The sequence below is a fragment of the Sphingobium boeckii genome (genome assembly GCF_014199215.1).
GTDB classification, from domain to species: Bacteria; Pseudomonadota; Alphaproteobacteria; order Sphingomonadales; family Sphingomonadaceae; genus Sphingobium_A; species Sphingobium_A boeckii.
The window spans coordinates 292331-319235 of sequence record NZ_JACIJC010000005.1 but is presented as its reverse complement, the minus strand read 5'-3'; the positions used below and the strand labels follow the sequence as shown (position 1 = coordinate 319235).

The window sequence follows — 26905 nt, the reverse complement described above, 5'->3', positions numbered from 1 at the left end:
CATCACCCCGATCGCAGCAATTCCACGCCCGCCTCGCGCTCGAACAGATAGAGCGCCGTCCGCGCCGCCTGACCGCGCGCGCCTTGCAACCCGCCATCGCGATCGACCAGCAGCCGCGCATCATCCGTCGCCATCTGCAGAAACGCTTGCAGATGCTCCGGTGTCGCCAGCCTGAAGCGCGCCTCGCCCGATTGCCTTGTGCCGAGGATTTCGCCCGCACCGCGCAGCCGCAGATCTTCTTCGGCGATCCGGAAGCCGTCATTGGTCTCCCGCATCAACGCCAGCCGCGCCCGCGCCGTTTCGCTGAGGGAATTGCCGCGCAAAAGCAGGCATACCGAATGCGCCGTCCCGCGCCCGACGCGCCCGCGCAACTGGTGCAATTGTGCCAGCCCGAAGCGATCCGCCCCCTCGATGATCATCAGCGTGGCATTGGGCACGTCGACCCCCACTTCGATCACCGTGGTCGCCACCAGCAGCTTGACCTCGCCGCGCTGAAATCGCGCCATCACCGCGTCCTTCTCCGGCCCCTTCATCCGCCCATGGACCAGCCCGACCCGATCGCCGAACCGCATCTGCAGCGCTTCGGCGCGCTGCTCGGCGGCGGCCTGATCGCTCTTCTCGCTTTCCTCCACCAACGGGCAGACCCAATAGGCCTGTCCTTCAGCCGACAGATGCCGCGCGACGCCGTCGATCACTTCATCCAGCCGCTGATCCGACATCACGCGCGTATCGATCGGTTGACGCCCGGGCGGCATTTCGTCGAGCCGGCTCACATCCATCTCGCCATAATGGGTGAGCGTCAGCGTGCGCGGGATCGGGGTGGCGGTCATCACCAGCAGATGCGGCGGGCGCTCCGCTTTTTGCGCCAGCATCAGTCGCTGCGCCACGCCGAAGCGATGCTGCTCGTCCACCACCGCCAGGCCGAGCGACTTATAGGCGACTGCTTCCTGAAAGATCGCGTGCGTACCGATCAAGATGTCGATCGAGCCGTCGGCCAGCCCCATCAGCGTCGATTCGCGCACCCGCCCCTTATCTCGTCCGGTGAGGATCGCGACCGTCACCGGCAGCCCGGCCAATTGCTTGGACATGGTTTCGAAATGCTGCCGCGCGAGGATTTCGGTCGGCGCGAGCAACGCACCCTGCGCGCCCGCCTCAACGGCCGCCAGCAGCGACATCAAGGCCACCAGAGTCTTGCCCGAGCCGACATCACCCTGCAGCAATCGCAGCATCGGGCGGTCCTGCTGCATATCGCCTTCGATCTCCCCGATCGTCCGCTGCTGCGCACCCGTGGGCACATAGGGCAGCTTCAGCGCATCACGCAGGTGCCCGTCGCCCTTCAGCGCTCTGCCCCGGCGCTTGCGCGCTGAGGCGCGCACCAGCATCAGCGCGAGCTGGTTGGCGAAAATTTCGTCATAGGCCAGGCGATTGCGCGCGGCGGTGTCCGCCGGATTGGCATGGATGCGTGCCAATGCTGTGCGCCATGTCGGCCAGCCCTGTTTCTCCAGCACGCTCGGCTCGATCCATTCGGGCAGATCAGGCGCACGTTCGATCGCCTGTTCAGCCAGATGCGCGATCCTTTTGCCGGTGATCCCTTCCGAAAGCGGATAGACCGGCTCGCGCTGCGGCAGGCTGGCGGCGTCTTCGAGCGGGAGCACATGATCGGGATGGACCATCTGCAATTCCTGGCCATAGCTTTCCAGCTTGCCGGATACGATTCGCGCGTCGCCCAGCGGCAGCAATTTCTTGGCCCATCCGGGATTGCCGCCGAAATAGACCAGGGTGACATAATTGCCGTGCATATCGGTGGCGTGCACGCGAAACGGGCCGCGCGGGCCGCCCTGCTTGTAATCCACGGGCGTGAGCTGGATGGTGATCACCTGGCCCGCATCGCTCATCGCCAGCTCATCCACGGCCTTGCGGTCGATCCAGCCGGTGGGCAGGTGAAAGGCTACATCAATCGCGCGCGCCAGCCCGAGCCGCTCCAGCGGACGTGCCAGGGCCGGGCCGATGCCCTTGAGCGCCGTGATTTCGGCGAACAGTGGATTGAGTGTTTCGGGTCTCATGTCTATCTGGACCGCTTATCCCAAGCCCGCACGCGCCGCCAGCGTTCAGCGGGCCATTAGCCGATGGAATCCTATGGACCGCGACATCCGCCTCAAACGTCTCCGCTTCCGCGCCTGGCACCGCGGCACCAAGGAAGCCGATCTCATGGTCGGCGGCTTTTTCGATGCCTATGGCGAAGGCTGGACCGACGCCGAAATGGACTGGTTCGAGACTTTCATCGAAGAACAGGATGTGGATATCATGGGCTGGGCGATGAATGCGCAGCCCGTGCCCGTTGCGTTCGAAGGAACGATGATGAATGCGCTGAAGAAGCTCGATTATATTCCGGTGGCGCGTTGAGCCCCGCATATCCCAATTCCGTTTGTGTCGAGCGAAGTCGAGACACGTTGGTGCAGGTGACGACGTCCCTCGACTTCGCTCGGGACAAACGGATGGTGACGAACAAACCCCGTGACTGATTTCAACCGCATCCTCTCCGCCCGCCAGCCGCTTACGCTGTCCGGCGCGCCCACCGGCTTCCTCCCCTGGCTGGCCGCCGATATCGCGCGCGCGGCGCATGTCAGTGGCAAGCGCACCGTGTTCATCGCTTCGGACGATGTGGCGATGCGCGCGCTTGCCGAAGCTGCGGCCTATTTCGCGCCCGAGCTTGAAATCATCAGCATTCCGGCCTGGGATTGCCTGCCCTATGACCGGGCCTCGCCCTCCTTGCGGGCCACATCGGAGCGACTCGCCGCGCTGCACCGGCTGCAGAAAGCGCCGGCCAAGCCGCAGCTTGTCATCACCACGATCAACGCCGCCGCCCAGCGCACGCTGACCCCCTTCCGCATTCGCCAATTGGTCGCCAGCCTCGCGCCGGGTGAGCGGATCGACCGCGACAAGCTGGCTGCATTGCTCCAGGCCAATGGCTATGTCCGCACCGATACCGTGGCGGATGCGGGCGAATTTGCGGTGCGCGGATCTCTGGTCGATCTCTTCCCCTCGGGCGAAGATCAGGCGCTGCGCCTGGATTTCTTCGGCGACGAGATCGAAAGTGTCCGCCGTTTCGATCCCGCGGATCAGCGGACCACCGGACGGATCGACGGCTTCACCCTCCTCCCCGCCTCGGAAGCCCTGCTCGACGAAGACAGCATCAAGCGCTTCCGCAGCCGCTATCGTGAAATCTTCGGTGCGACGGCGACGGGCGATCCCTTGTATCAGGCGATTTCCGAGGGCCGCCGTCTGGCGGGCATGGAACATTGGCTGCCGCTGCTCGAGGAGAAGCTCTCCACCTTGTTCGATCACATCGGCAAGGATGCGGTGATCATCCGCGACGGTGGCAGCATCGCCGCGGCCGAACAGCGGTTCGACGCGATCACCGATTATCACGCCAATCGCGAGCGCGCCCAATCCGGCGATCCGGGCAGCTATCGCCCGCTCGCGCCCACCGCGCTCTATTTCGACGCGGCGGAATGGGCGGACATGGTGGCCGCTCGCCCGATCCACCTGACCACCAATTTCCACGAACCCGAAAGCGCGACGGTCATCGACTTCGATGTCGAAGGCCCGCGCGATTTCGCGCCCGAGCGTGCGCAAAACGTCAATGTCTATGAGGCCGTCGCCGGTCATGCCGCCGCGCTGAAGAAGGCCGGCAAGAAGCTCATCCTCGCCAGCTATTCGGGCGGCGCCCGCGAGCGTCTGTCCGGCCTGCTTGCAGATCACGGCCTGAAGGGCGCGCGCGAGGCGGAGAATTGGCAACACGCATTGGGCATGGCGGCGTCCGCGGTCGCGCTGGTCGTGCTCCCGCTCGATCACGGCTTCACCGCGCCCGATGTCGCGATCCTCACCGAACAGGATATGCTGGGCGATCGGCTCGTCCGCCGCGCCAGGCGCAAGAAGAGCGCGGACGCGTTCCTCAATGAACTTGCGACGCTCAGCCCCGGCGATCTGGTGGTGCATCAGGATCATGGCATCGGCCGCTATGAAGGGCTGACGTCGATCCCGGTCGGCCAGAGCCCGCATGATTGCGTGTGGCTGACCTATGCCGGCGGCGACAAATTGTTCGTCCCGGTCGAGAATATCGACGTGCTCTCGCGTTATGGCGCGAATAGCGAGATCGCCACGCTCGACAAATTGGGCGGCGAAGCCTGGCAACGCCGCAAATCCAAGATGAAGGAGCGCATCCGCGAGATTGCGGGCGAACTCCTCACCACCGCCGCCAAGCGCGTGCTGCGGCCGGCCCCGGTGTTCGAGCCGGAGGTCGCGAGCTATGCGGCCTTTGTCGATCGCTTCCCCTATCAGGAAACCGAGGATCAGGACCGCGCCATCAGCGACGTGCTCGACGATCTGGCGCGCGGCACGCCGATGGACCGTCTGGTCGTGGGCGATGTGGGCTTCGGCAAGACCGAGGTGGCGCTGCGCGCCGCCTTCGTCGCCGCCATGGCCGGCCAGCAGGTGGCGATCGTCTGCCCAACCACGCTGCTCGCACGCCAGCACGCGATGAACTTCACCGAACGCTTCCAGGGCTTTCCGCTCAACATCGGTCGCCTCTCTCGCCTGGTGCCCGCCAATGAAGCCAAGGCGGTGAAGGAAGGCCTTGCAGACGGCACGATCGATGTGGTCGTCGGCACCCACGCCCTGCTGGCCAAGGGCATTGATTTCAAACGGCTCGGCCTCGTGATCGTGGACGAGGAACAGCGTTTCGGCGTGACTCACAAGGAGCGGCTGAAGGCGCTGAAGAGCGACGTCCATGTGCTGACGCTCACAGCCACGCCGATCCCGCGCACGCTGCAGATGGCGATGTCAGGCCTGCGCGAATTGTCCGTCATCCAGACCCCGCCGGTCGATCGTCTCGCGGTGCGCACCTATATCATGCCCTGGGATCCCGTGGTGCTGCGCGAGGCGCTGCTGCGCGAACATTATCGCGGCGGGCAGAGTTTCTTCGTCACTCCGCGCATCGCCGATCTGCCCGAGATCGAGGACTTCCTGCGGGACGAGGTGCCCGAGATCCGCGCCATCACCGCGCATGGCCAGATGGCACCCGGCATGGTGGAAGAGCGCATGTCGGCTTTTTACGACAAGCGTTATGACGTGCTGCTCTCCACCACGATCATCGAGAGCGGGCTCGATATTCCCAGCGCCAACACGCTGGTCATCCACCGCGCAGACCGCTTCGGCCTGGCGCAGCTTTACCAGATTCGCGGGCGCGTGGGCCGCGCCAAGACGCGGGCCTATGCCTATCTCACCACGGCCTCGGAGCGGATCATGACCGAGGGCGCTGAAAAGCGGCTGAAGGTGTTGTCCGATCTCGATAGCCTCGGCGCTGGTTTCCAGCTTGCGTCGCATGATCTCGATATCCGGGGCGCGGGCAATCTGCTGGGCGACGAACAATCGGGCCACATCAAGGAAGTGGGCTTCGAATTGTATCAATCCATGCTGGAGGATGCGATCCTGGAGGCGCGCGCAGGCGGTGCCGGTCTGGAAGCGCCGCGCGAGGCCTTCTCACCGCAGATCACCGTGGACGCGCCGATCATGATCCCCGACGATTATGTCCCCGATCTCGATCTGCGCATGAGCCTCTATCGCCGGATGAACGAGCTGGAAGACAGCGCAGGCATCGAATCCTTCGCCGCCGAACTGATCGACCGTTTCGGCAAATTGCCCGACGCGACCGAAAATTTGCTCAAGGTGATCGAGATCAAATTGAATGCGAAAAAGGCCTGCATCGCCAAGATCGACGTCGGCCCGCGCGGTGCGCTGGTCAGCTTCTTCAACGATCAATTCCCCAACATTCCGGGGTTGCTGGCCTATGTCGATCGGCTGCAGGGCACCGCCAAATTGCGGCCGGATAGCAAGCTCGTGATCACCCGATCCTGGCCGGACGCCCGCGCGCGGCTGAACGGCGCGCTGCAAATGTCCAAGGGGCTGGCGAAGGTTGCGGGCTAAATTGGGGCGTGCGCGGACCGTTAACGCTTGTGTGATCACATTGAATATCGAGAATGGGAGCCGCAGGATGGCGTCTAATGCCATAAACCGCCATGAAGACCTGCTGCTCGCCATCGACGCACTTCACGCCTGCCGCACGACGGACGCCATCATCGAAACCGTCCGCGCCTCCGCCCGCGCACTGGCTCAGGCCGACGGCATCGCCATCATCCGCCGCGAGGATGAAAGCGTGCGCTATGTCGCCGAGGATGCTGTCGGTCCGCTGTGGACCGGGCACGCCTTTCCGATAGAGACCTGCATATCAGGCTTGGCGATCCTGGAGCGCAAACCTATCGTGATCGCCGATGTAATGCTCGATCCGCGCGTGCCGCATCATCTTTACCGTCCGACGTTCGTGCGCAGCATGGCGATGTTCCCGTTCGGGATCGGGGCACCCGTGGGCGCAGTCGGCGCTTATTGGACGCGAACCGGCGCAACCGACGCCGAAACGCTGGCCAATCTCGAAATGCTGTCGCGAACGATCGGCGCAATGCTGTATAATCTCGAAGATATTCATGAAGCGCGGCGGCAGCGCGCCGTCTTGCGTAGCGCCTGGGGCGCGGCTTAGACCGTCCCTTGCGCCAGCAGCACTTCGAGCACAGCCGCATCCACCGGCTCCGAACACAGGAACCCCTGATAATAATTGCAGCCTTCGCGCGCCAGCAAGGTGAGTTGCATCTCGGTTTCGACCCCCTCGGCCACCACGCTCAGCCCGAGTGATTTCGCCATTTCGATCACCCCGCGCACCACCACCCGGTCGCGGCTCGATCCTTCGATATCCTCCGCCAGCTTCTTGTCGATCTTCAGATAATCCAGCGGGAGCGCCTTCAGATAGGCCAGGCTCGAATAGCCGGTGCCGAAATCGTCGATCGCCACGCGGAACCCCGCCTGGCGCAACGCGGCGAGCAACGAGGCTGCCGCGCCCAGATCCTCGATCAACCCGCTCTCGGTGATCTCCACCGTCAGCCGGTTCCGCGCGAAGCCGCTCTCATCCACCAGCGTGATGAAGCGTTCGGCAAAGCCCGGCACCGCGATGTCCGCCGCGGTCACGTTCACCGAAAGCCGCAATCCGGACAGCGCCGGTCGCCACGCCGCGGCCTGGGTGATCGCGCGTTTCTGCACATGATCGGAAAGTTGCACGAGATAGGTCGAGCGCTCCGCTGCGGCAAACAGCGTGGCCGCGCCCAGTTCGCCAAGCTCGGGATGCCGCCAGCGCGCCAGCGCCTCGACACCCACGATCTTCCCGCTGCTGACCGAAACCTGCGGCTGGAACACGATTTCGATCTCGTCCTGATCCAGCGCCCGGCGCAGATCGATTTCCAGCCGATTGTCCCGCTCTACCACACCCGCTTCGGCATCGGTCATGATGCGGATGGGATTGCCGTCGGATGCCTTTGCCTCGGCCAGCGCGGCGCTCGCGCGGCGCAGCAATCCGGTGGCGTCCTCCGTGCCGCCAGCGCTTTCAGCCAGCCCGATCCGGCAGGCGAGCGGCACCACATGTTCGCCCGATACAAAGGGCCGCGCTAGCGAATGGGACAGCTCGTGCGCCAGAATGCGGACGTTTTCCGACGCGACATTGGCGTCCAGCCCCACCGCGAATTCAGCGCCCGCGATCCGGGCGACCAGCGCCTTGCGGCCCGCAGCCGCCGTCGCAAGCCGCTCGATCCGGCGCGCCACGGAACGCAATATCGCGTCACCCGTGTCGCGCCCGAACGCGGCATTGATCATCTCGAACCGGTTGATGGAGAGCAGCATGAGCGACAGGGGGCGTTGCGCCTCCACCTGCACTTCGATCCAGCGCCGTGTCGCGATGCCGTCGCGCAGCCCCGTCAGCGCATCGCGCCGCCCGCGCTCGGCCAGCATATCGTCGTCGCCCAGCGTATCGAGTGTTTCGATGCTGCCCAGGATCGCGCCATCGGCCGGATCGATCCGCAGATGATGCGCCACGCGCTCTCCGCCCGGCCCCGGCATATCATGCGCGAACGCGGTGGCGCGCGCGCCCGCCTTGATCCGCAGCATCGCGCCGCGCGCCGCCTCGCGCCCTTCGAGCGACAGCAAACGGTAAAGCGAAGCGGGGCGCGAAGGCTTGTTCGTATCGAGGCCGAGCAACTCGCTGAGCGGTGCGCCGATGCGCAACCCCGTCTCCCGTGCATAATGCCAACCCAGCATCTCGCTGACCGCGGCACGCGCGCGATCGAGCGCGCCACCGGTCCCGCCGGTCAGCCGCTCGGCATGACGTTCGGCAAAGCGCAAAGCCTGGGTGAATTCAGCGTCGCCAAAGGGGCTGGCAAGGTAATGAGTGGCGCCCGCCGCAAACACGTCATCCAGTGCGACCACATCATTGCGCGACAGCAGCACCAGCAGCGCGGCGGCATTGGTCTCCACGGTGTCGCACAGCAACCGCGCCGCCGCCAGGCCTTCCTCCAGCGCGCCGCGGGCGTCGACCACCGCCACCGCGGCACCGCTCGCCAGAAACCGCCGCTCAATGCCCTCGGCCCGGCGTGCAGCGATCGTGCGCCAGCCCGCGGCTTCCGCCGAGGCCGCGAGTTCGTCACGATGCCGGAACGATAGCAGCAAAAGCGGCGACTGACGCCGCGCTCCAGGCGATTCTCCGGTTTCCATCGTCAGCCCAATCCCCCACGCTGCCATGCTTAGCGAGCGTAATGGTATTCGCCAATCGCCTTTGTCTTGCCGCGGCGCGCCCGAACGCCTAGCTAGACCTCATGGAAACCGCGCTTCCCGCCGCGCCCGCACCGCTGATCGACGGCATCGGCCGCCGGATCAGCTATCTGCGCCTGTCGGTGACCGATCGCTGCGATCTGCGGTGCCGCTATTGCATGTCCGAAAAGATGGATTTCATGCCGCGGAGCGCCATCCTGTCGCTGGAGGAAATGGCGGCGATCGCGGACCGGTTCGTGGCGCGCGGCATTCGCCGGATCAGGCTGACCGGCGGCGAACCGCTGGTGCGCCGCGGTTTCGAGGGGCTGGCGTCCACGATCGGCCGTCATTTGGATGGCGGCGGTCTGGACGAACTGACGCTCACCACCAATGGCAACAAGCTCCCCGAGATGGCTGCCCCCCTGCGCGATGCGGGGGTGCGCCGGATCAATATCAGCCTCGACACGCGCGATCCCGATCGGTTTCGCTACATCACCCGCTGGGGCGATGTGGACAAGGTGCTCGCCGGCGTCGCTGCCGCCAAGCAGGCGGGGCTCGCGATCAAGATCAACATGGTGGCGTTGAAAGGGCTGAATGAGGATGAGATCGCGCCCATGTTGCGTTGGTGCGCCGACGAGGGGTTCGACCTTACGCTGATCGAGACGATGCCGCTGGGGCATATCGATGAAGACCGGACCGACCGCTTCCTGCCACTGACCAATGTCCATGAACGGCTCCAGCAGGAGTTCACGCTGGTCCCGCTCGATTTCTCCACCGGCGGTCCGGCGCGTTACAGCCGGGTGGAGCCGCTCGGGGTGCGCCTGGGCATGATCTCGCCGCTGACGCGCAATTTCTGCGATGGCTGCAATCGCATCCGGCTCACCGCATCGGGCAAGCTCTACATGTGCTTGGGGCATGAAGATCGCGTCGACCTGAAGGATGCGCTGCGCACCGGCGGGATGGATGCGGTGGATGTAGCGATTGATGACGCGCTGCGCGTAAAGCCCGCGCGCCATGATTTCCGGATCGAAACCCGCGAAGCCGCCCCTGCCGTCACGCGGCATATGAGCGTGACCGGCGGATGAGCGAACAGACACGAGGTCTGATCGCCTCCCCCACCGAAGCCGCCAAGCAGGCGGAAAAGACGCTGCGTGAGCTTTACCATTGGGTGGAGCCCGAGCGCGCGGACATGATCGTGGTCCTCGGCGGCGACGGCTTCATGCTGCAAACGCTGCACGCCATGCTCGAACGCCGCCGGATCGTGCCTGTGTTCGGGATGAATCTGGGCACCGTCGGCTTTCTGATGAACGAATGGAATCCCGAATTGCTCGACGCCCGGCTGGCGCGGTCGCGGACGTTCAGCGTGACGCCACTGCGCATGGATGTGGAAACCATCGAAGGCAAAAGCTATTCGCTGCCCGCGATCAACGAGGTCTCGCTGCTGCGCGAGACGCGTCAGACCTCGAAGATCGAGGTGAAGGTGAACGACAATATCGTTCTGCCCGAACTTGTCTGCGATGGCGTGCTGGTGGCCACGCCCGCAGGATCGACCGCCTATAATTTCTCTGCGCAAGGGCCGATCCTGCCGCTGGGATCGGCGATGCTCGCGCTCACCCCGATCAGCCCGTTCCGCCCCCGTCGCTGGCGCGGCGCGATCCTGCCTGAAAAGACGCGCTTCGGCTTTCGCGTGCTCAATCCCGAGAAGCGCCCGATCAGCGCGGTGGCCGATCAGCGCGAAATCCGCGATGTGGTGAAGGTGGACGTCGCGATTGATCGGTCGTGCACGCTCAGCCTGATGTTCGATCCCGAACATGCGCTGGACGATCGCATCGCGATGGAACAATTTGTGATCTGAACCGCTTGCCAAGCCGCGAATCCCGCTGCTATAGGCACGCCTCCGTTAGTGTTCCCCGATAGCTCAGCGGTAGAGTAGGTGACTGTTAATCACTTGGTCGTTGGTTCGAATCCAACTCGGGGAGCCATTTCGTTTATCTTGGGATTTTTGTCCCGGATGTGACTGAAACAAGCTAGCGATGCGGCTTTTTCACGATCCGCAGGTCGCCACCCGGACGGCCAGCCCTCACGAACCTGCAGATTGGCATTCTGAGAGCTGGGCCAAATGGCGTCTATTGCTGGTCTGATGCCCCATGAAAGACAGGCGCCGACGTGAGCATGGTTGCGGCATCGTCCACACAAACCGCCTCCCACCGTTATAGAAGAAGGTTTTTTCCAGCCAGTCTCCCTTGTAACGCCTTGTATCAAGGCTTGTATCAAGGCTTCTACCAAGCGTACCAACATGAAGGCCCATGTTAATAACGGGTAACTCGTTCTCACTGTGGATATGCCGGAGAGCATGTCACGACGAGAGCGTGCTGATTGAGGAGGGAATGGATGGATTTACATCTGAAAGGCCGCCGCGTGCTGGTCACGGGGAGCAGCAGCGGTATCGGTGAGGCCATCGTGCGATTGTTCACCGAAGAGGGTGCGCGGGTGGTTGTCCATGGGCGCAATCGCGAACGGGCCGAGGCGGTCGCTGCCCAGATCGGCGCGGCGGGCGTTGCCATTGGCGAACTGGTCGCTGACGATGGGGCCGCTTCGATCCACGGCGAGGCGGTTTCCGCGCTGGGCGGCAGCATCGAAATCCTCATCAACAATGCGGGTGGCAATTCCGCAGGCAACACCTCCAAGCCTCCGGCCGCGATTTCGGCGCCCGACTTTCTCTCCAATTACAAGGCCAATGCGCTCGGTGCCGTGCAATTGTGCCAGCTTTGCGTGCCCGACATGGTTGCGGCCAAGTTCGGGCGGATCGTGAACGTGTCCAGTGCTGTCGCCATGCAGCCTAACTTCATGGGCGCGGATTATTCGGCGGCCAAGGCGGCGCTCAACAATTACACCGTCAGCCTGGCAGGATCGCTGCGCGGCGTGAACGTGACCGCCAACGTGCTGACTCCGGGCGTCATCATGGTCGACGGGCTGGTCCGCTTCGGGCGGGCCAAATTCGGCGATCCCGACATGACCGCCGACGAGGTGAACGCCCGGCTCGCCGCCGAAGCCGTGTTCGACGTGCCGCCAGCCGGACGCTTCGGGCTGCCGCGTGAACTGGCGATGGTGGCAGCATTGCTCGCCAGCCCGGCCAATGGCTTCATCACCGGTGCGAACTACCGCGTCGACGGCGGACAGGTCCGCGGACTTAACTGAGGAGTGTCGCCATGGCGCAAAAGACATATAAGGTCATCCAATGGGCCACCGGCACGGTCGGCAAGGCGGCGCTCAAATATTTCATCGAGAACCCCCTGACCGAGCTTGTCGGCGTGCTTGTCACCAATCCGGACAAAGTCGACAAAGATGCCGGAGACATTGTCGGTCTGCCGAAGACCGGTGTGCGCTGCACCGATGACGAAGAGGCCATCATCGCCATGCCGGCGGATTGCGTATTGTTCGCGCCTTCGATGATGACACCGCCCATCGACATGGTCTGCCGCCTGCTGGCTTCCGGCAAGAATGTCGTTTCTCCGGCAGGGCCGTTTCTGCCTAACAAATTCATCCCCGATCATGCCGCGCGCGTGGAAGCCGCCTGCAAGGAGGGCAACACATCGTTCCACGGCTGCGGCATTCACCCCGGCTTTGCGGGGGACATCCTGCCCCTGACGCTCGCCCGGCTGATGAGCCGGATCGACTGCATCGAGGTGGCCGAGATCATCGACAAGGTGCGCAATCCGATGATCTACACCGAGATCATGGGTTTCGGCACGGACTGTGACGACCTGCTCGCCAACCCGCGCCGTTCGCCCGAAACCTACAAGCATTTCTTTTCGTCGATGACCGCAATTGCCAACGGGCTTGGTGTCGAGATCGATGACGTCACGGTGAAGTTCGAAGTTTCCAGGGCCAAGGTGGACATCAGCCATGAATTCGGACTGGTGAAAGCAGGAACCTGCGGCGGGCAGCATTATGAGTGGACCGCGTGGTGCCAGGGCAAGCCATTGATCGTCTATCATTTTTACTGGCAACTCGGCACCGAAATCGAGCCGCTCTGGGAACAGGGCGAGGCCAAATACCGGGTGCGCATCCATGGCGATCCACCGCTCGAATGTCATCTCATGGCGATGGAAGACGCCGACGGGCACCATCCCTTCCTGGGCATTCCCTGGACGGGGCTTGTCGGCTGCAACGTCGTGCCCGATGTCTGCGACGCCCCCGCAGGCGTCGTGACGCATTTCGATATCGGAATCGTCCAGCCCAAGGGACTGGTCCGGCGCTAGCTATCTGCCCGGCCCCGCGAGGGCATCAATTTGTCAACGCCCCCAATTAGAGCGTGATGACATTACATGGCTCCGTCATTGCGAGAAGCGCAGCGACGCGGCAATCCAAGCTGGACAGAAACCGCTGTGGATGGCTTCGCTACGCTCGCAATGACGGGTTGGATCGACCGAAAGTCATCGCGCTCTAGATGAAAGAACGCTTCATGGTTTTGCGGCGGCGCATAGTGGAGCCGACAACACTGAAGCCGACGAGGAGCATCGCCCAAGTGGCGGGTTCGGGGACCGCGGTGGAATTCGCGTTGGAAAAGCGGATGTTGTCGACCTCAAGCGGGATATGCGGCGATGCCAGGCTGATCTTCCCGATCGCCCCGTCCGTATTGGTGAACGAGACCAGAAGGCTTTCCGAACCACTGGTCGCAAGCCCGGCGAGCTTCAGCATCTGCGCTCCCGTGAACGCGGCGATGGCCTCATTGCCAGTGCCATAGACGTAAACGACATTCTGGTTGTCGATCGAACCCCAATAGAGGCTGACGGTGTCAAACAATGGATTTTGCGATCCCGTGGCCGCGAAAGAGACGCCGCCCTTGCTATCAGCACTCGTGGTCTGCACGCGCAGATATTGGCTCGAATCGCCTGTTGGGGTCAGCCAATTGCCTGTCGACGAGCCGATCTTGATATCGTTCGCCCAGGAAATGCCCGATGCTGCAATGCCCGAAGGCAGGCCTGCCTGACCATCGACATAATCAAACGTCACGATCTTGTCCGTGCCGGATGTGACGCCCGATGCGGCGAAAGCCGTCGGGCCGGACGTGATCGATACCGTAACGGCGGCATGGGCTGTGCTGGATAGGAAAATGGCAGACGCTGCTGCCAGCATTGGCTTGATCATGATAACCCCTTTACGCGACAATCGGGTATTTCGAGCTCGCCGGAACCCCGATCTTTGGATCGGTTATTGACCCGCATCACTCGCATTAACGAATTGTTAGGAATTCGCTGAACGCCCGCATCTTCAAAGTGTTCCGGATTTAACGCAGCCAAATGCGTCGTCCCGAAATGACACAGTGGTCAGGCCGGAATCGGGGTCAAGGCCCCGATGACCGTGCTGGAGCACAAGCATCCTGCCGTCCCATCTCTCTCACGCATCAACGCGTTTCAACGTGGCAGACGCACATCGATGCGACGAAAGCGGGATTCGATCAGACTGAAAATACCAAAGAGAGCCAGGCCGATCCCCATCGCCATCAGCAGCCATTTTCCACCGGGCTGGCCCTGCAACTTTGCCAGCGCATCGGCCATGCCGCCGGCCTCGCTCGCGCGCGCCTGCCATGCGGCGGCGGTGAAAAAGCCACCGATGATGGTAAAGACGATCGCACGCGCGCCATATCCGATCCTTCCCATCAGGGTAACATAGGCTGGAACGGGCGTATCGCCTTTCAATTCGGCGGTGAAGCTGGCGGTCCAGGCTTTCTTTCCCTGTTGAAAGGCGGCCGCGAACAGCCCGATCGCCACCGCGGCAACGAGCAGCCTTCCGAAAGGCTGGGAGAGAAGCCATGCCGTCCAATCGCGGGCATTGTCGTCTCCCGGCGAGCGCGCCCCCGATGCGCTGCCGCTATGCGACGCCAGTTTTACAGCGGTCCAGGCCAGGGTCACATGGGCGATGCCGCTCACCGCTGAACCGATCCGCTTCAAATTGCCGTGCGCGTCATGAGCGATTTGCTCGGGATTGGCCGCCGCTTCGGTCAGGCGCCACACGGCGTAACCCGCCAAACCGGCGGCCACGATGAACAAAAGGATCTGGCCAAAGGGCTGGTGCGCGAGCGTCGCAATCGCCCCCTGATTATCCGCAGCCGCCCCACCCCGCATGGCGGCATCAACCGCGAACCACCCGATGATCAGATAGACCAGGCCGCGCGCAGCAAACCCGAGACGCGCAAGGACAGTGGCGGCTTCGTTGGACAGCATATTGGGAACCTCTTCGCTATGGGACGGCATAGCAACGATCGGCGAAATCGCCTGTTCCGCGGCTGTTGGGCATCCAAGCCTGATTTATTCGCCGCGCGAGGCCGCCGGATCGCCGACCCGCCAGCCCCATATTCTCCGACCAGCGAACAACTTCTCGTTGCGACTGTCCCGGCATGACCCGTCGTGAGAGTTTCAAAAAAACAGCAAAATGCCGCCAAAACCAAGGGGAATATCATGACCATTTACCGGACGTGGCCGTTAGCCAATGCCCTCTTCGTTGCGGGCTTCATCTCCCAGCCCGCGGTTGCGCAGGACACGGCCGCACAGGCTCAGGCCGAAGACACCGGCGAGATCGTCGTCACGGCGCAGCGTCGCGAAGAATCGCTTCAAAGGACGCCGGTCGCGGTCAGCGCTTTCACGGCGACGATGCTCGAGCAGCGCGGCGTGACCAAGCTTGAAAATATCGCCGCGAGCACGCCCGGCCTAAACATCACACCGATCACAGCGTCGCCGAACGCCATCATGATCTCGATGCGCGGTGCGCTTGAACAGAATGGCGGCACGATCACGGCTGAATCGCCGGTCGCCATCTATATCGACGACGTCTACCAGTCGCGTCTCAGCGGTGCGAATTACGATCTGGCCGACATCGTCCGCGTCGAAGTGCTGCGCGGCCCGCAGGGCACTTTGTACGGCCGGAATTCCATGACCGGTGCGATCAAGCTGATCACCCGCCAGCCCGACGGCAAGACCTGGCTGAACACCGATGTGAGCTATGCCTCCTTTCAGGAAACCAAGGCCAAGGTCAGCGTCGGTGGACCGGTGACGGACCACATCGCGGTCGCGGCCTCGGCCTTTTACAATCAGCGCGGCAAAGGATGGCAGTATAATGAAGTGCTCGACAAGCGGGTCAGCACCTTCAAGAAATATGGTGTCCAGCTTGCGGTCGGCCTTTACGACATACCGGGTGTCGAAGCGGTTCTGACCGGCCGCTATGTCGCCGGTTTGAGCGATGGCCAGCATTATGCTCCCCTGGATTTGACGACCGGCGGCAACCTCGCGGGCGGCGTGTATAACACCCGCACGCCGCGCGACGACGCCGACGGTGACAACCGCCAGAAAAGCGTATCGCTGCGCCTGGGCTATGACGTGGGCGACATAACGATCCGCTCGATCACCGCCTATCAGGAGATGAAGGACAATTGGGCGCTGGATTTCTCCGGCGGTTATGACTCGCCCTTCACCGGTACCACGATCGCCGGTTTCTTCCGCAGCAGTGCCGGCAAACAGAATCAGTTCACCCAGGAATTCCAGGCGCTTGGCAAGGCATTCGACAATCGCCTGAACTGGATCGTCGGTGCCTTTTATTATAAGGAAAAGGCGAGCCAGAGCTTCCTGAACGACGATCTGGCCGCCTTTTTCCTGACCTATGAGCCGAGCGTCTTCGATACCACGTCGAAGAGCCTCGCCTTCTATGCGCAGGCGGATTACGAGATCATCGACGACCTGAAGGTCTCGGTCGGCATCCGTCACACCAACGATAAGAAGACGTTCGATGGCCTGTCCCCCACCGCGCCTGGCCTGGGTGCGCCTTTGGCCGCCAGTCTCACGGGCACCAAGGCCGATGTGTGGACCCCGAAGGTCAACATCCAGTATAATTTCACGCCGGATATCATGGCCTATGCCACCGTATCGCGTGGTTATCGCGCAGGTGGCTTCAACTCACTCGTGATCGCCGATCCGGCCAATTTCGGCTCGCCCTATGCCCCGGAATTCGCCTGGTCCTATGAGTTTGGCCTCAAAGCGCAGACAGCCAATCGCAAGGCGTATCTGAACATCGCGGCTTATCACGAGCAGCTCAGCGATCTGCAGACGCTCACCGATTGCGGCAATGGCTGCTTCACCATCCAAAATGCGGCGAAGGCCAAGGTGCAGGGCATCGAATGGGAAGGCGGACTGAAGCCGGTAACGGGACTCTCGCTGTTCGTCAGCGGTGCCTATACCTTTGATAAATATCAGAAGCTGGATCCGGGCAGCCAGGCGGCGTTGAACGGTGCCACGCGCCTGCCGATGATCTCGCGCTGGCAATATCAATTTGGCGGCAGCTATGAGATTGGCCTTGGCGACGCGGGATCGGTGATGCTGGCCGCCGATTACAACTATCGCGGACGGTTCAACACACAGGTGCCGCTCTACACCTTCAGCGAGGTCAAAGCGATCGACCGGGGTAACGCCTCGATCACCTACACAACGGCGGACAAGCATCTCGACATCTACCTTCAGGCCACCAACGTAACCAACTCCAAGGATTATGTGAGCGCATTGGTGTTCATTCCGGGCGTGTTCGGCACATTGTATCCGGCAGAACCCCGCATCTGGCGCGGTGGTTTCCGCTACAAATTCTGATGAACCTCCTTCGGAACGCATGAAGGAGTAAAAGCTGAGGGCGGGTGAGAACCCGTCCTCCTTTTTCTTGGATTCAGGGATCGTTATGCGCTGTCTCGAATATCTATCCAACGGCGCGGCATGGGACGTCATCGGCCAGATCGAACGCCCCACCCCCGAGCCGGCCGGGAATGAGGTGATCGTCGCGCTTGAAGCCGCACCGGTCCATATCGCCGATCTCAAGGCGATCGAAGGTGGCCTTGCCTTCATCCCGCAAGGGCCGGGCACACCGGGTTTCGAAGGCGTGGGCCGCATCATCGAATGCGGTGCCCATGTGGACGGCTGGAAAGTCGGAGATCGCGTGATCCTCCCGCTGGCCTACGGTGCGTGGCGGGAACATCGCGCCGTCGCCGCGCAAGACCTGTGGCACGCGCCCGATCATGTTCCGGCCGAACAGCTTGCGCTGGTGCGCATCAACCTCACCACCGCCTGGCTGCTGCTCAATGCCTATGTCGATCTGCAGCCGGGCGATTGGATCATCCAGAATGCAGCCAATTCCAACGTGACAGGCTATACCGCCGCGCTCGCCGCCTCGTGCGGCATCGGGATGATCGACCTTGTCCGCCGGCCAGAGCTGATCCAGCCCCTCAAGGAAAGCGGGCGGATCCACGTCGCGCTTGATACACGGGAAGCGATTGCGGCAATCTGCGAAAAGCTCGGCGCGCGCCCGCGCCTGTCGCTCGATGCCATCGGTGGTGATGCCACCGCCCGGCTGGGCAATGTCACAGCAGATAACGGACTGGTGCTCGCCTATGGTTTCCTGTCCGAACAGCCCTATCAACTCGACTATCCCGATGCGATGTTCCGCAACGTCCGCCTGGAAGCCATGATGATCGACCGCGCCGTCCAGAAGATCGGCCGCGAAGGCCGCGACCGGATGGCTGAAGCATTGCAAAGCTTCATCGCCACAGAACCGCTGAACGCAGAGATCGCCGCTGTCTACAGCTTCGATCAGGCTCCCGAAGCCCTCCGCCACGCCGCCCGCACGGGCGAGGCCCGCGCCGGAAAGATCATTCTCGTCCCGTGAGCTTCTTGGCCATGCCGGGCGCGTTCGAATATCCGCACATCGGGACGATAGGCGTCGCTGCACCACGCAGCTAGTCGATCAGCTCCAGCCGGTAGCCATAGCCATAGATCGTCGTCAGCGCGAAGCCGTCCTGCGGGCGCATCCGCAGCTTGGTGCGCACCTTGGACACATGGGCGTCCAGCGTGCGGGTCACCACATCCTGATGCTTGCCCCAGATCATTTCGAGCAGATAGCCGCGTGACAGCGGCCGCGCGAGATTGGTGAGCAGCATCGCGGCCAGCTCAAACTCCTTGGCGGTCAGCGACACCTCCTCATCGCCCACCCAGGCCTGGCCCGATCCGGGCTTGAGGCGGATCGCCTTCACCTCGATCGGCGCATCGGTCTTGGGCTTTTCGAACGTCCGCCGTGCGACCGCGCGCAGACGCGCCAGCAGGATCGCGCGATCGAACGGCTTGGTGACATAATCGTCGGCACCCGCTTCCAGAGCCTGGGCGATATCATCCGTATCGGCGCGCGAGGAGACCATGATCACCGGCATCCCCGGCGCGCCGGTCTCGCGCAGCCAGCGCAGCACATCGAGCCCGCTCATTTCGGGCATCGTCCAGTCCAGCATCACCAGATCGAAGGTGTCACGCCGGATCCGCCGCTGGAAATCGCTGATGGATTGAAAACTCTCCACGGCATGGCCGGCGTGCTGCAGGATATCGCGCGCGAAATCCGCATGATCCTTGCTGTCATCGACAATCGCTAATTTCATGACACGCCTCTGCCCGCCGTTTTGGCCATTTTTTCCAGCTTATGCCGATCCGCACGCTCACGACACAGGAAAGTGTTCGGCCCCATTCCCGCGGCAGGGCCGGTGGATGCCGCTCACCTTTGGCTATTCATGCGCTGCGAAACCATAATGGCTGGTTGCCGTCGCTGACCGAAGCCCGTCATTTGACCATTGTTTACGGTTTGCGTGCTGCGCCCAAGTGTGTTGGCCGACGGATCAGGTAGCGCGCCGACTGAATATCCTGGCTTATGAGCGCCATACAATCATCACGCCCCGGTGGCGATCTGCCATAGCAGCCGCACCGCCACATACAGCACCAACACTGCCGTCAGCCGCTTCACGGTTCTTTGCGAAAACAGCTTCAGGCTCGCGATGCTGCCGATCTGCCCGCCGATCAGCACGCCCACGAACAAGGGCCAATGCGCGGCAACGTCGCCCGCAAGCCCGAGCGTGCCGATCTTCATCGTCTGGCCGATCAGTCCGGTGATCGAATTGACCAGGATGAACACCGATGCGGTCGCCGCGATCGGCTTGGCGCGATCCCAGTGGAGCAAATGCAGCAGGGGCGCGAGGAAGATGCCCCCGCCGATGCCGACCAGTCCGGAGAGATAGCCGATCCCCGCCCCCGCGCCCGGCGCGATCCAGGGCGAATCCCGGAGCGGTGCCGCGTCGGACGCATCGCGCTGGAACAGCATCAGCAGGCCGGCGATGAGCAGCGCCCCGCCCAGCAGGCCAAGGAAGAGCGTCTGGGAGATCGGGGTCAATCCGCCTGCCCAGGCCAGCGGCGCGGACAGCAACAGGATCGGCCAGATCCGCTTCCACGGGATCAGCCCCGCACGCGCAAAGCGGATCGTGCCACCCGTCACCACGATGATGTTGCAGGTCAGCGCGATCGCCGGGAGAATGCGGTAATCCGTGCCGTGCAGCGCCAGCAGCGCATTATAGGTCGATCCGCCGCCGAACCCCACCGTGGCATAAAGCGCGGCGGTGAGCGCAAACAGCGCGGCTAGAACGAGCATCGACCATTTCTCCCGTCACCCCGCGCGCGCAGGGAGTCCGCTCCCGGACTAAAGCGCCCCGTGGCAATGCTTATATTTCCGGCCCGACCCACAGGGACAGGCGGCGTTGCGGCTCACCTGCGCCCCCCATGTTTCGGGATCATCGCCCAGTTCGGCACTGATATCGGGCTGGATCATCTGCAGCGGCGGAATGCGCGTGTTAATCAGGCCGAGCGAACCGCTATCAATGTCCGCGCTATTATCCTCGCCGGTCAGCGGATCATAATGCGTGGTCACGAAATCGGGCATCTGCGGCAGTTCGGGCGGCTCTTCCATCGTGAAGCGCGCATGGGCGAGAATCTTGGTCACATCCTCGCGGATCAGCGTGAGCATCCGTTCGAACAAGGCAAAGGCTTCCTGCTTATATTCGTTGATCGGCGTCTTTTGCGCATAGGCGCGCAGATGGATTACCTGACGCAAGGCATCGAGCGTGGCCAGATGCTCTTTCCAGTGATGATCGAGCGACTGCAGGAGGATGCTCTTTTCCACCTGCTTCCAGCTTTCGGGATCGAGATCGGCGGTCTTGTCCGCGATCGAGGCGTCCGCCATATCCTGCAGGCGCTGCTCGATCACTTCGGGATCGACCGCCTCTTCCTTCAGCCACGCATCCAGATCCGGGTGGAGATCCAGCACGTCCGACAGGCGCTGTTTCAGTTCCTCGATATGCCATTGCTCGGGATAGGTATCGGGCGGGCAGGCATCGGCGACCAGGCCGTTCACCGTCTCCGCGCGCATGTCCACCACCACATCGTCCACCGTATCGGCGTCCATGATGTCGCTGCGCTGCTCGTAGATCACCTTGCGCTGATCGTTCATCACGTCATCATATTCGACGACCTGTTTGCGGATATCGTAATTGCGCGCCTCGACCTTCTTCTGCGCGGTCTCGATCGCCTTGGAGAGCCATTTGGAGCCGATCGCCTCGCCATCCTCCAGATTCTTGTTCATCATCCGGGCGAACAACGTGTCCGGCCCGAAGATGCGCAGCAGATCATCGTCGAGCGACAGATAGAAGCGGCTCAGACCCGGATCGCCCTGACGGCCCGAACGGCCGCGGAGTTGATTGTCGATGCGGCGGCTTTCATGCCGTTCGGTGCCCAGCACGAACAGGCCGCCGGCCGCCAGCACAGCCGCCTTTTCCGCCTCGATCTCCACGCGCAGACGCTCGATCGCGGCAACGCGCTCCGGCCCTTCGGGCAGGTCGGAAAGCTCGTCGCCGATACGGAATTCGAGATTGCCGCCCAATTGGATATCGGTGCCGCGGCCCGCCATGTTGGTGGCGATGGTCACGGCGCCCATGCGCCCGGCCTGCGCCACGATATGCGCTTCGCTTTCATGAAAGCGCGCGTTGAGCACCTCATGCTTCACGCCTTCCTTCACCAGGAATTCGGAGAGCAATTCGGATTTTTCGATGGAAACGGTGCCGACCAGCACAGGCTGACCCTTGTCTGCCTTTTCGCGGATGCCCTTGGCGATCGCGCCGAACTTGTCGATCGTGTTCTTGTAGAATTCATCTTCCTCATCGATGCGCTGCACGCCGACATTGGTGGGGATGGAGACGACATTCATCTTGTAGATATCGTAAAATTCCGAGGCCTCGGTCGCCGCGGTGCCGGTCATGCCCGAGAGTTTGGGATACATGCGGAAATAATTCTGGAAGGTGATCGAGGCGAGCGTCTGGTTTTCCGGCTCAATATTCACGCCTTCCTTGGCTTCCACTGCCTGGTGAAGCCCATCGGACCAGCGCCGCCCGTCCATCATGCGTCCGGTGAATTCATCGATGATGACCACCTTTTCATCCTTCACGATATAATCGGTATCGCGCTTGAAGATGACGTTGGCGCGCAGCGCTTGGTTCAAATGATGGACCACCTGCGTATTCTCGTAATCATAGAGGTTGCTGCCCTCCAGCAGATCGGCCGCTTCCAGCATCCGCTCCACCTTTTCGGTGCCATCCTCGGTCAGGATGATCGACTTCTGCTTCTCATCGACCTCATAATCCTCGGCCGCGAGTTGCTTCACCACCACGTCGACGCGCTTGTAGAGATCGGATTTGTCGTCGGTCGGGCCGGAGATGATGAGTGGCGTGCGCGCCTCGTCGATCAGGATCGAATCCACCTCGTCGACGATGCCGAAATTGAACGGGCGCTGCACCATCTGGCCGCGCTCATATTTCATATTGTCGCGCAGATAATCGAAGCCGAATTCGTTGTTCGTGCCATAAGTGATGTCCGCGGCATAAGCATCGCGGCGCGCCTGATCGCCGATATTGGGCACGATCACGCCGACGCTGAGGCCGAGGAAACGGTAAACCTGGCCCATCCATTCGGAATCGCGGCGCGCCAGATAGTCATTGACCGTCACCACATGCACGCCTGTCCCCGGCAGCGCGTTCAGATAACAGGCCAGCGTGGCGACCAAAGTCTTGCCCTCGCCCGTGCGCATCTCTGCGATCTCGCCGCGATGGAGCACGATGCCGCCCACCATCTGCACATCGAAATGCCGCATCCCCAGCACGCGCACACCCGCCTCGCGCACGGTGGCAAAGGCTTCGGGCAGGATATCGTCGAGCGTGCTGCCATTTTCCAGCATCCCTCGGAACTTCACGGTCTGCGCCGAAAGCTCGTCTTCGGAAAGCGCCTGCATCGCAGGCTCGAAAGCGGCAATCTGCGCCACGATCTTGTCGAGCGATTTGACGTAGCGGTCGTTGGACGAACCGAAAATAGCTTTGGCGATGCCACCGAACATGGAGGAAATCCTGTCTTGTCAATTGGGATAGCGCAGCGCGGGTCGTCCCTTGCGCGCGTGAATCTGATCTGTGGATATGGGGGTGCCAGGTTAAGAAACCAGCCGCCCCGGCGCGGCTATTCCTGCCGCTTCTCGCTCAACAGCCGCACATCCTGCGCGATATCGGCCGTCTGCACGCTCCAATCGAGCGGCGGCTGCGCCTGATCGGCCAGTGAAACCGCAATGGTCACCGCATGTCGGCCGGGAAGAACCCGCTTGACCGCCGCCTCGGCGATGATGCCGATCGCGGCTTCCGAGGCGCTGCGCTGCACCTGCGCCTGCTCCGCCTTGCGCTCGCCGGAAATCACCCCGGTCAGGCCGGACAGCAAGGCTGAAAGGAAGAGCAGCAGTTCCAAGTGTGATCCCGTTATAGCGCGGCGAACCGCCTTAGTTGCCGCAAGCGCATTCGTCTAATCAAAAACGGACGGCCCATTACCACAGGCTTTTGACCGGATAGTCCCGCATGATCGTATCCGCCGTCACCAGCGTGAGATCTGCATGGATGGCATGGGCGATCAGCATCCGATCGACCGGATCACGATGCAGCATCGGCAATGCCGCGATCAAACTCCAGGCCTCCGCCGGAAAATCGAGCAACCCGGCACTCAGCGTGTCACAGGCGACCGAAAATCTGACCGCATCGGGAAAACGGCCGCGCACTTCCAGATCCCAAAATTCGAATGCCGTGACGGCGCTGATGAAAATCCGGCTATCCTCGGCGACCATGGCTTGGCGCGCCGCGCTCGAAAGTCGTGGATCGCCACTGATGATCCAGACGATCGTCTGCGTATCAAGCAGAAGGTCCAAATTTCCTCCGCCAGCGCGCGTCCATATCCTCATCGGTCATGGATGGCGGAACGTCGGTGCTCCAGCCTTCAAATTCCTTTGCCCACATGCCGATCGCCGCCGCCCGCTTCTCGGCGACCCTCTTGCGCTCCTCAAGGCTCGCATCGGCCACTGCGACCAGCCGCACCTGCGGCGCACCGGCTTTTGACAGCACCACCTCCTCGCCACGCACAGCGGCGGCCACAAGCTCCGAAAGCCGGGTCTTCGCTTCGCCAATGTTGACATGAATGGTCATAGAGGAAAATTACCTTGGCCAAGCAGCTTGGTCAAGCCATATGGACTGTCCCCGAGCCCTGCATTGTGCCATCGCCGCGCCATGACCGATACCCGCTCCCCGCTCGCGCCTGCTGGCTTTCCCGCTCTTCCCGCCATTGCCGGCGTCACCCCGCGCATTGCCCGCGCGCATTACAAGAGCTGGGATCGCTGCGATCTGACCTTCATCACGCTGGATGAAGGCACCGCGATCGCGGGGGTCACCACGCAGAGCCAATGCCCCTCGCCCGAGGTGGAATGGTGTCGCGACGCGCTCCCGCTCGGCAAGGCGCGCGCGCTGGTGGTAAATGCGGGCAATAGCAACGCCTTTACCGGCCATCGTGGCCGCGCCGCGGTCGAGGCCATCGCCGCGCGCACGGCCGGCCATCTCGGCTGCCAGCCCTCGGACATCTTCATCGCCTCCACTGGGGTGATCGGCGTGCCATTGCCGATCGACAAGGCCGAAGCCGGGCTTGACGCGGCCTTCGCCGCCGCGCCCTGCTCCTGGGAAGAGGCCGCCGCCACGATCATGACCACCGACACTTTCGCCAAGGCCGCGGCAACCAAGGCGATCATCGGTGACCGCACGGTCCATCTGATCGGCATCATCAAGGGATCGGGCATGATCGCGCCGGATATGGCGACGATGCTCGGCTTCATCTTCACCGACGCCGCCGTGGAGCCGGCGCTGCTGCAGGGGATGCTCTCCGCCGCCAACGGCAAGAGCTTTTCGTGCATCACCGTGGATAGCGACACTTCGACCAGCGACACCGTATTGGCGTTCGCGACGGGCAAGGCCGGCAATGCGCCGCTTGCGACCATGGACGACGAGGGCGCGGAGGCCTTTCATGCCGCGCTGTCCGATCTCTGCCTGCAGCTTGCGCATCTGGTCGTGCGCGATGGCGAGGGTGCCAGCAAGTTCATCGAGATTGCGGTGGAGGGGGCCACATCGGACAAGAGCGCGCACACGATCGCGCTCAGCATCGCCAATTCGCCGCTGGTAAAAACCGCCATCGCCGGCGAGGATGCCAATTGGGGCCGCGTCGTGATGGCGATCGGCAAGGCGGGCGAACCCGCCGAACGCGACCAGCTCGCCATCCGCTTCGGCACGACGCAGGTGGCCGAAGGCGGTCTTGCGGTGGAAGGTTATGACGAGGCACCCGTGTCGGCGCATCTGAAAGGCAGCGAGATCGAGATCGGCGTCAATCTGAACCTGGGATCAGGCCGCGCGACGGTTTGGACGTGCGACCTGACCCATGGCTATATCGCGATCAACGCTGATTACCGGAGCTAAAATCAGGGATGGGTGGACGGCAGTCGATAAAATCGCGCGCGCCGATCCTAAGTATTTGAAAAAAATAGACGCCCTGATACTTTGATTTCTTAGTAATTACGATCATACCCCTCACATTGGGGGAAAGAAAAATGATTCGATATTTAGTAGCCGCCGCGATGCTGGTGGCACCAGCACTCGTTTTAGCCGCCGACAACGCGAACACCCTTACGCACGGCATGGTGCAGATGACACTTCGAGTGGGGGAAACAAGGCAATCCGAGATTTTGGAAACCTTTGGCGCTCCCAACATCACCACTATGGACGGAAGCGGTCAAGAGATGTGGGTTTACGACCGGCACGCCACAGTAGCCTCTGACTCTTCTTCGGGATTTTCCATTGGGATGCTTTTGGGTGGCGGAGGCGGAGACGTCGGAGGCGGCGGCGGCCTCGGATTTGGCAAGAAAAAATCAAAATCCAGCCAATCAAGTCGAACAATGACTTTAATTATCAAATTTGATGCAAAGAAAACTGTGTCTGATTTTAAGAGCCGCAGCAGCTCGTTTTAAAAATATACTTCGGGGGAGATCCACATGAAAAAATCGGCAATAATTACGGCATTGATCGCAACCACGTTAAGCATAACGCACGCTCATGCGAAAAAAGAACCCAAAATTTCCGGTTTAGAACTTCAACAAATGCAATCAAAAGACATTGAGGGATCAAAGGAAATTGTTTTTGGTGCAGTTATGTCGGTATTTCAGGATGCAGGATATCGCATTCAGGCCGCGGACAAAGACACTGGTCTTATAACGGGCTTGGGATCGACTTCTGGAAAAGTGACTTACAATTTATTCATGGGCTTCGGTAAATCTAAAAAGACACCTATTGTCTCTGCCTACATTGAACAAATCGGTCCAGGCATTACCCGAGTTCGTATAAATTTCGTGATGGGAAAATTGAAAAGCACAATTTACGGTGCCGGCGCTCAAGATGAAGAGCCGATTTTGGACCCCATCGTATATCAAGAAGCTTTCGAGAAAATCGACCAAGCCGTGTTTCTTCGAGCAAGCATGGCTACAACGGCTCCTGCTCCCGCAGCGGCGGCAATAGCGCCGTTAGTCGATCAAACCACCGTTGCAGCGCCACCTATACAATAGTGCGAAAATGCCAGGCGATAACTTCGCCTGGCACCTTCACCCGATCAAAGCTCGCCTTCGAGCCATCCCTTGAGCTGGCTCTTGGGCGCTGCGCCCACCTTGGTAGCGGCTGGCGCGCCATTCTTGAACAGGATCATCGTGGGGATCCCGCGCACGCCATATTTCGCCGGCGCATCGGGATTGTCATCGATATTGAGCTTGGCGATCGTCACCTTTTCGCCCAGCTCTTCCGAAATCTCTTCCAGCGACGGGCCAATCATCTTGCAGGGGCCACACCATTCGGCCCAGAAATCGACGAGCACGGGGCCAGCGGCCTCGATCACGTCACTGTTGAAACTCGCATCGCTGATTTGCTTGGTGGCCATCGCCTGAT

23 protein-coding genes and 1 tRNA gene are annotated in these 26905 nt (G+C 62.0%); 13 read left to right on the top strand and 11 right to left on the bottom strand.

All coding sequences use genetic code 11. The features are described from left to right. Positions 1 to 2 precede the first annotated feature (2 nt). Positions 3 to 2063 carry an ATP-dependent DNA helicase RecG gene (recG, locus tag FHS49_RS16090; RefSeq protein WP_184020490.1) on the bottom strand — a complete coding sequence of 687 codons (2061 nt, stop codon included), beginning with the start codon at positions 2061 to 2063 and terminating at the stop codon, positions 3 to 5. Positions 2064 to 2136: 73 nt separating this feature from the next. On the opposite strand from recG, the gene FHS49_RS16085 reads away from it, so the two are divergent. From FHS49_RS16085 to FHS49_RS16075, 3 genes are all read left to right on the top strand, one after another. Beyond that, entirely contained in the window at positions 2137 to 2403 is a 267-nt protein-coding gene (locus tag FHS49_RS16085; protein WP_184021214.1) for an FAD assembly factor SdhE, read from the top strand. Positions 2404 to 2514: 111 nt separating this feature from the next. Further along, positions 2515 to 5985, top strand: a complete 3471-nt coding sequence (mfd, locus tag FHS49_RS16080) for a transcription-repair coupling factor (protein WP_184020488.1) — start codon at positions 2515 to 2517, stop codon at positions 5983 to 5985. 67 nt (positions 5986 to 6052) lie between these two features. Further along, entirely contained in the window at positions 6053 to 6592 is a 540-nt protein-coding gene (locus FHS49_RS16075; protein ID WP_184020486.1) for a GAF domain-containing protein, read from the top strand. Here FHS49_RS16075 and FHS49_RS16070 read toward each other — a convergent pair. Beyond that, the gene (locus FHS49_RS16070; RefSeq protein WP_425502702.1) at positions 6589 to 8673 is read right to left on the bottom strand and encodes a putative bifunctional diguanylate cyclase/phosphodiesterase; all 2085 of its coding nucleotides are present in this window, start codon (positions 8671 to 8673) and stop codon (positions 6589 to 6591) included. The two genes, FHS49_RS16075 and FHS49_RS16070, sit on opposite strands and share 4 nt — an antisense overlap. A gap of 74 nt (positions 8674 to 8747) precedes the next feature. Between FHS49_RS16070 and moaA the strand changes: the two genes are divergently transcribed. The 5 genes from moaA (at position 8748) to FHS49_RS16045 (ending at position 12944) form a co-directional block, all read left to right on the top strand. After that, positions 8748 to 9767 (top strand): GTP 3',8-cyclase MoaA, encoded by a 1020-nt coding sequence (gene moaA, locus FHS49_RS16065; RefSeq protein WP_184020484.1) that lies wholly within the window; start codon positions 8748 to 8750, stop codon positions 9765 to 9767. Next, positions 9764 to 10537 (top strand): NAD kinase, encoded by a 774-nt coding sequence (locus FHS49_RS16060; RefSeq protein ID WP_184020482.1) that lies wholly within the window; start codon positions 9764 to 9766, stop codon positions 10535 to 10537. Before moaA ends, FHS49_RS16060 begins: the two co-directional genes overlap by 4 nt. 52 nt (positions 10538 to 10589) lie before the next feature. Then, a tRNA-Asn gene (locus tag FHS49_RS16055) sits at positions 10590 to 10664 on the top strand. Between the two features lie 409 nt (positions 10665 to 11073). Further along, on the top strand, positions 11074 to 11880 hold the full coding sequence (locus FHS49_RS16050; protein ID WP_184020480.1) for an SDR family NAD(P)-dependent oxidoreductase: 807 nt from the start codon (positions 11074 to 11076) through the stop codon (positions 11878 to 11880). 11 nt (positions 11881 to 11891) lie between these two features. After that, positions 11892 to 12944 carry an NAD(P)H-dependent amine dehydrogenase family protein gene (locus FHS49_RS16045; protein WP_184020478.1) on the top strand — a complete coding sequence of 351 codons (1053 nt, stop codon included), beginning with the start codon at positions 11892 to 11894 and terminating at the stop codon, positions 12942 to 12944. Between the two features lie 184 nt (positions 12945 to 13128). On the opposite strand, the gene FHS49_RS19695 is transcribed toward FHS49_RS16045, so the two are convergent. Further along, a complete protein-coding gene (locus FHS49_RS19695; RefSeq protein ID WP_246350853.1) occupies positions 13129 to 13833 on the bottom strand; it encodes a PEPxxWA-CTERM sorting domain-containing protein in 705 nt (234 codons plus the stop codon). 266 nt (positions 13834 to 14099) lie between these two features. After that, positions 14100 to 14909: a DUF1206 domain-containing protein gene (locus FHS49_RS16035; protein WP_184020476.1), complete on the bottom strand. Its 810-nt coding sequence runs from the start codon at positions 14907 to 14909 to the stop codon at positions 14100 to 14102. A 234-nt stretch (positions 14910 to 15143) separates the two neighbouring features. On the opposite strand from FHS49_RS16035, the gene FHS49_RS16030 reads away from it, so the two are divergent. Next, positions 15144 to 17315, top strand: a complete 2172-nt coding sequence (locus FHS49_RS16030; RefSeq protein WP_184020474.1) for a TonB-dependent receptor — start codon at positions 15144 to 15146, stop codon at positions 17313 to 17315. An 85-nt stretch (positions 17316 to 17400) separates the two neighbouring features. Beyond that, positions 17401 to 18381 (top strand): zinc-dependent alcohol dehydrogenase family protein, encoded by a 981-nt coding sequence (locus FHS49_RS16025; protein WP_184020472.1) that lies wholly within the window; start codon positions 17401 to 17403, stop codon positions 18379 to 18381. 70 nt (positions 18382 to 18451) lie between these two features. On the opposite strand, the gene FHS49_RS16020 is transcribed toward FHS49_RS16025, so the two are convergent. The 6 genes from FHS49_RS16020 to FHS49_RS15995 all read right to left on the bottom strand — a co-directional run bounded on the left by FHS49_RS16020 (position 18452) and on the right by FHS49_RS15995 (position 24082). Beyond that, complete coding sequence (locus FHS49_RS16020; RefSeq protein WP_184020470.1) at positions 18452 to 19138, bottom strand: response regulator transcription factor; 687 nt, start codon at positions 19136 to 19138, stop codon at positions 18452 to 18454. Positions 19139 to 19422: 284 nt separating this feature from the next. Continuing rightward, positions 19423 to 20175: a sulfite exporter TauE/SafE family protein gene (locus FHS49_RS16015; RefSeq protein WP_184020468.1), complete on the bottom strand. Its 753-nt coding sequence runs from the start codon at positions 20173 to 20175 to the stop codon at positions 19423 to 19425. Positions 20176 to 20223: 48 nt separating this feature from the next. Next, positions 20224 to 22962 carry a preprotein translocase subunit SecA gene (gene secA / locus FHS49_RS16010; protein WP_184020466.1) on the bottom strand — a complete coding sequence of 913 codons (2739 nt, stop codon included), beginning with the start codon at positions 22960 to 22962 and terminating at the stop codon, positions 20224 to 20226. 116 nt (positions 22963 to 23078) lie between these two features. Then, the gene (locus tag FHS49_RS16005; protein ID WP_184020458.1) at positions 23079 to 23357 is read right to left on the bottom strand and encodes a hypothetical protein; all 279 of its coding nucleotides are present in this window, start codon (positions 23355 to 23357) and stop codon (positions 23079 to 23081) included. Positions 23358 to 23433: 76 nt separating this feature from the next. Continuing rightward, positions 23434 to 23808 carry a type II toxin-antitoxin system VapC family toxin gene (locus tag FHS49_RS16000; RefSeq protein ID WP_184020456.1) on the bottom strand — a complete coding sequence of 125 codons (375 nt, stop codon included), beginning with the start codon at positions 23806 to 23808 and terminating at the stop codon, positions 23434 to 23436. Then, complete coding sequence (locus FHS49_RS15995) at positions 23792 to 24082, bottom strand: type II toxin-antitoxin system Phd/YefM family antitoxin (RefSeq protein WP_184020454.1); 291 nt, start codon at positions 24080 to 24082, stop codon at positions 23792 to 23794. The genes FHS49_RS16000 and FHS49_RS15995 overlap by 17 nt, the downstream gene beginning before the upstream one ends. Before the next feature lie 81 nt (positions 24083 to 24163). On the opposite strand from FHS49_RS15995, the gene argJ reads away from it, so the two are divergent. From argJ to FHS49_RS15980, 3 genes are all read left to right on the top strand, one after another. Continuing rightward, on the top strand, positions 24164 to 25393 hold the full coding sequence (argJ, locus tag FHS49_RS15990) for a bifunctional glutamate N-acetyltransferase/amino-acid acetyltransferase ArgJ (RefSeq protein ID WP_184020452.1): 1230 nt from the start codon (positions 24164 to 24166) through the stop codon (positions 25391 to 25393). A 131-nt stretch (positions 25394 to 25524) separates the two neighbouring features. Then, positions 25525 to 25941 (top strand): hypothetical protein, encoded by a 417-nt coding sequence (locus tag FHS49_RS15985; RefSeq protein ID WP_184020450.1) that lies wholly within the window; start codon positions 25525 to 25527, stop codon positions 25939 to 25941. Positions 25942 to 25965: 24 nt separating this feature from the next. Then, positions 25966 to 26532 carry a hypothetical protein gene (locus tag FHS49_RS15980; RefSeq protein ID WP_246350850.1) on the top strand — a complete coding sequence of 189 codons (567 nt, stop codon included), beginning with the start codon at positions 25966 to 25968 and terminating at the stop codon, positions 26530 to 26532. A 44-nt stretch (positions 26533 to 26576) separates the two neighbouring features. Here FHS49_RS15980 and trxA read toward each other — a convergent pair whose 3' ends face one another. Then, positions 26577 to 26897, bottom strand: coding sequence for a thioredoxin TrxA (gene trxA, locus FHS49_RS15975; protein ID WP_184020448.1), 321 nt, complete (start codon positions 26895 to 26897; stop codon positions 26577 to 26579). Positions 26898 to 26905 lie beyond the last annotated feature (8 nt).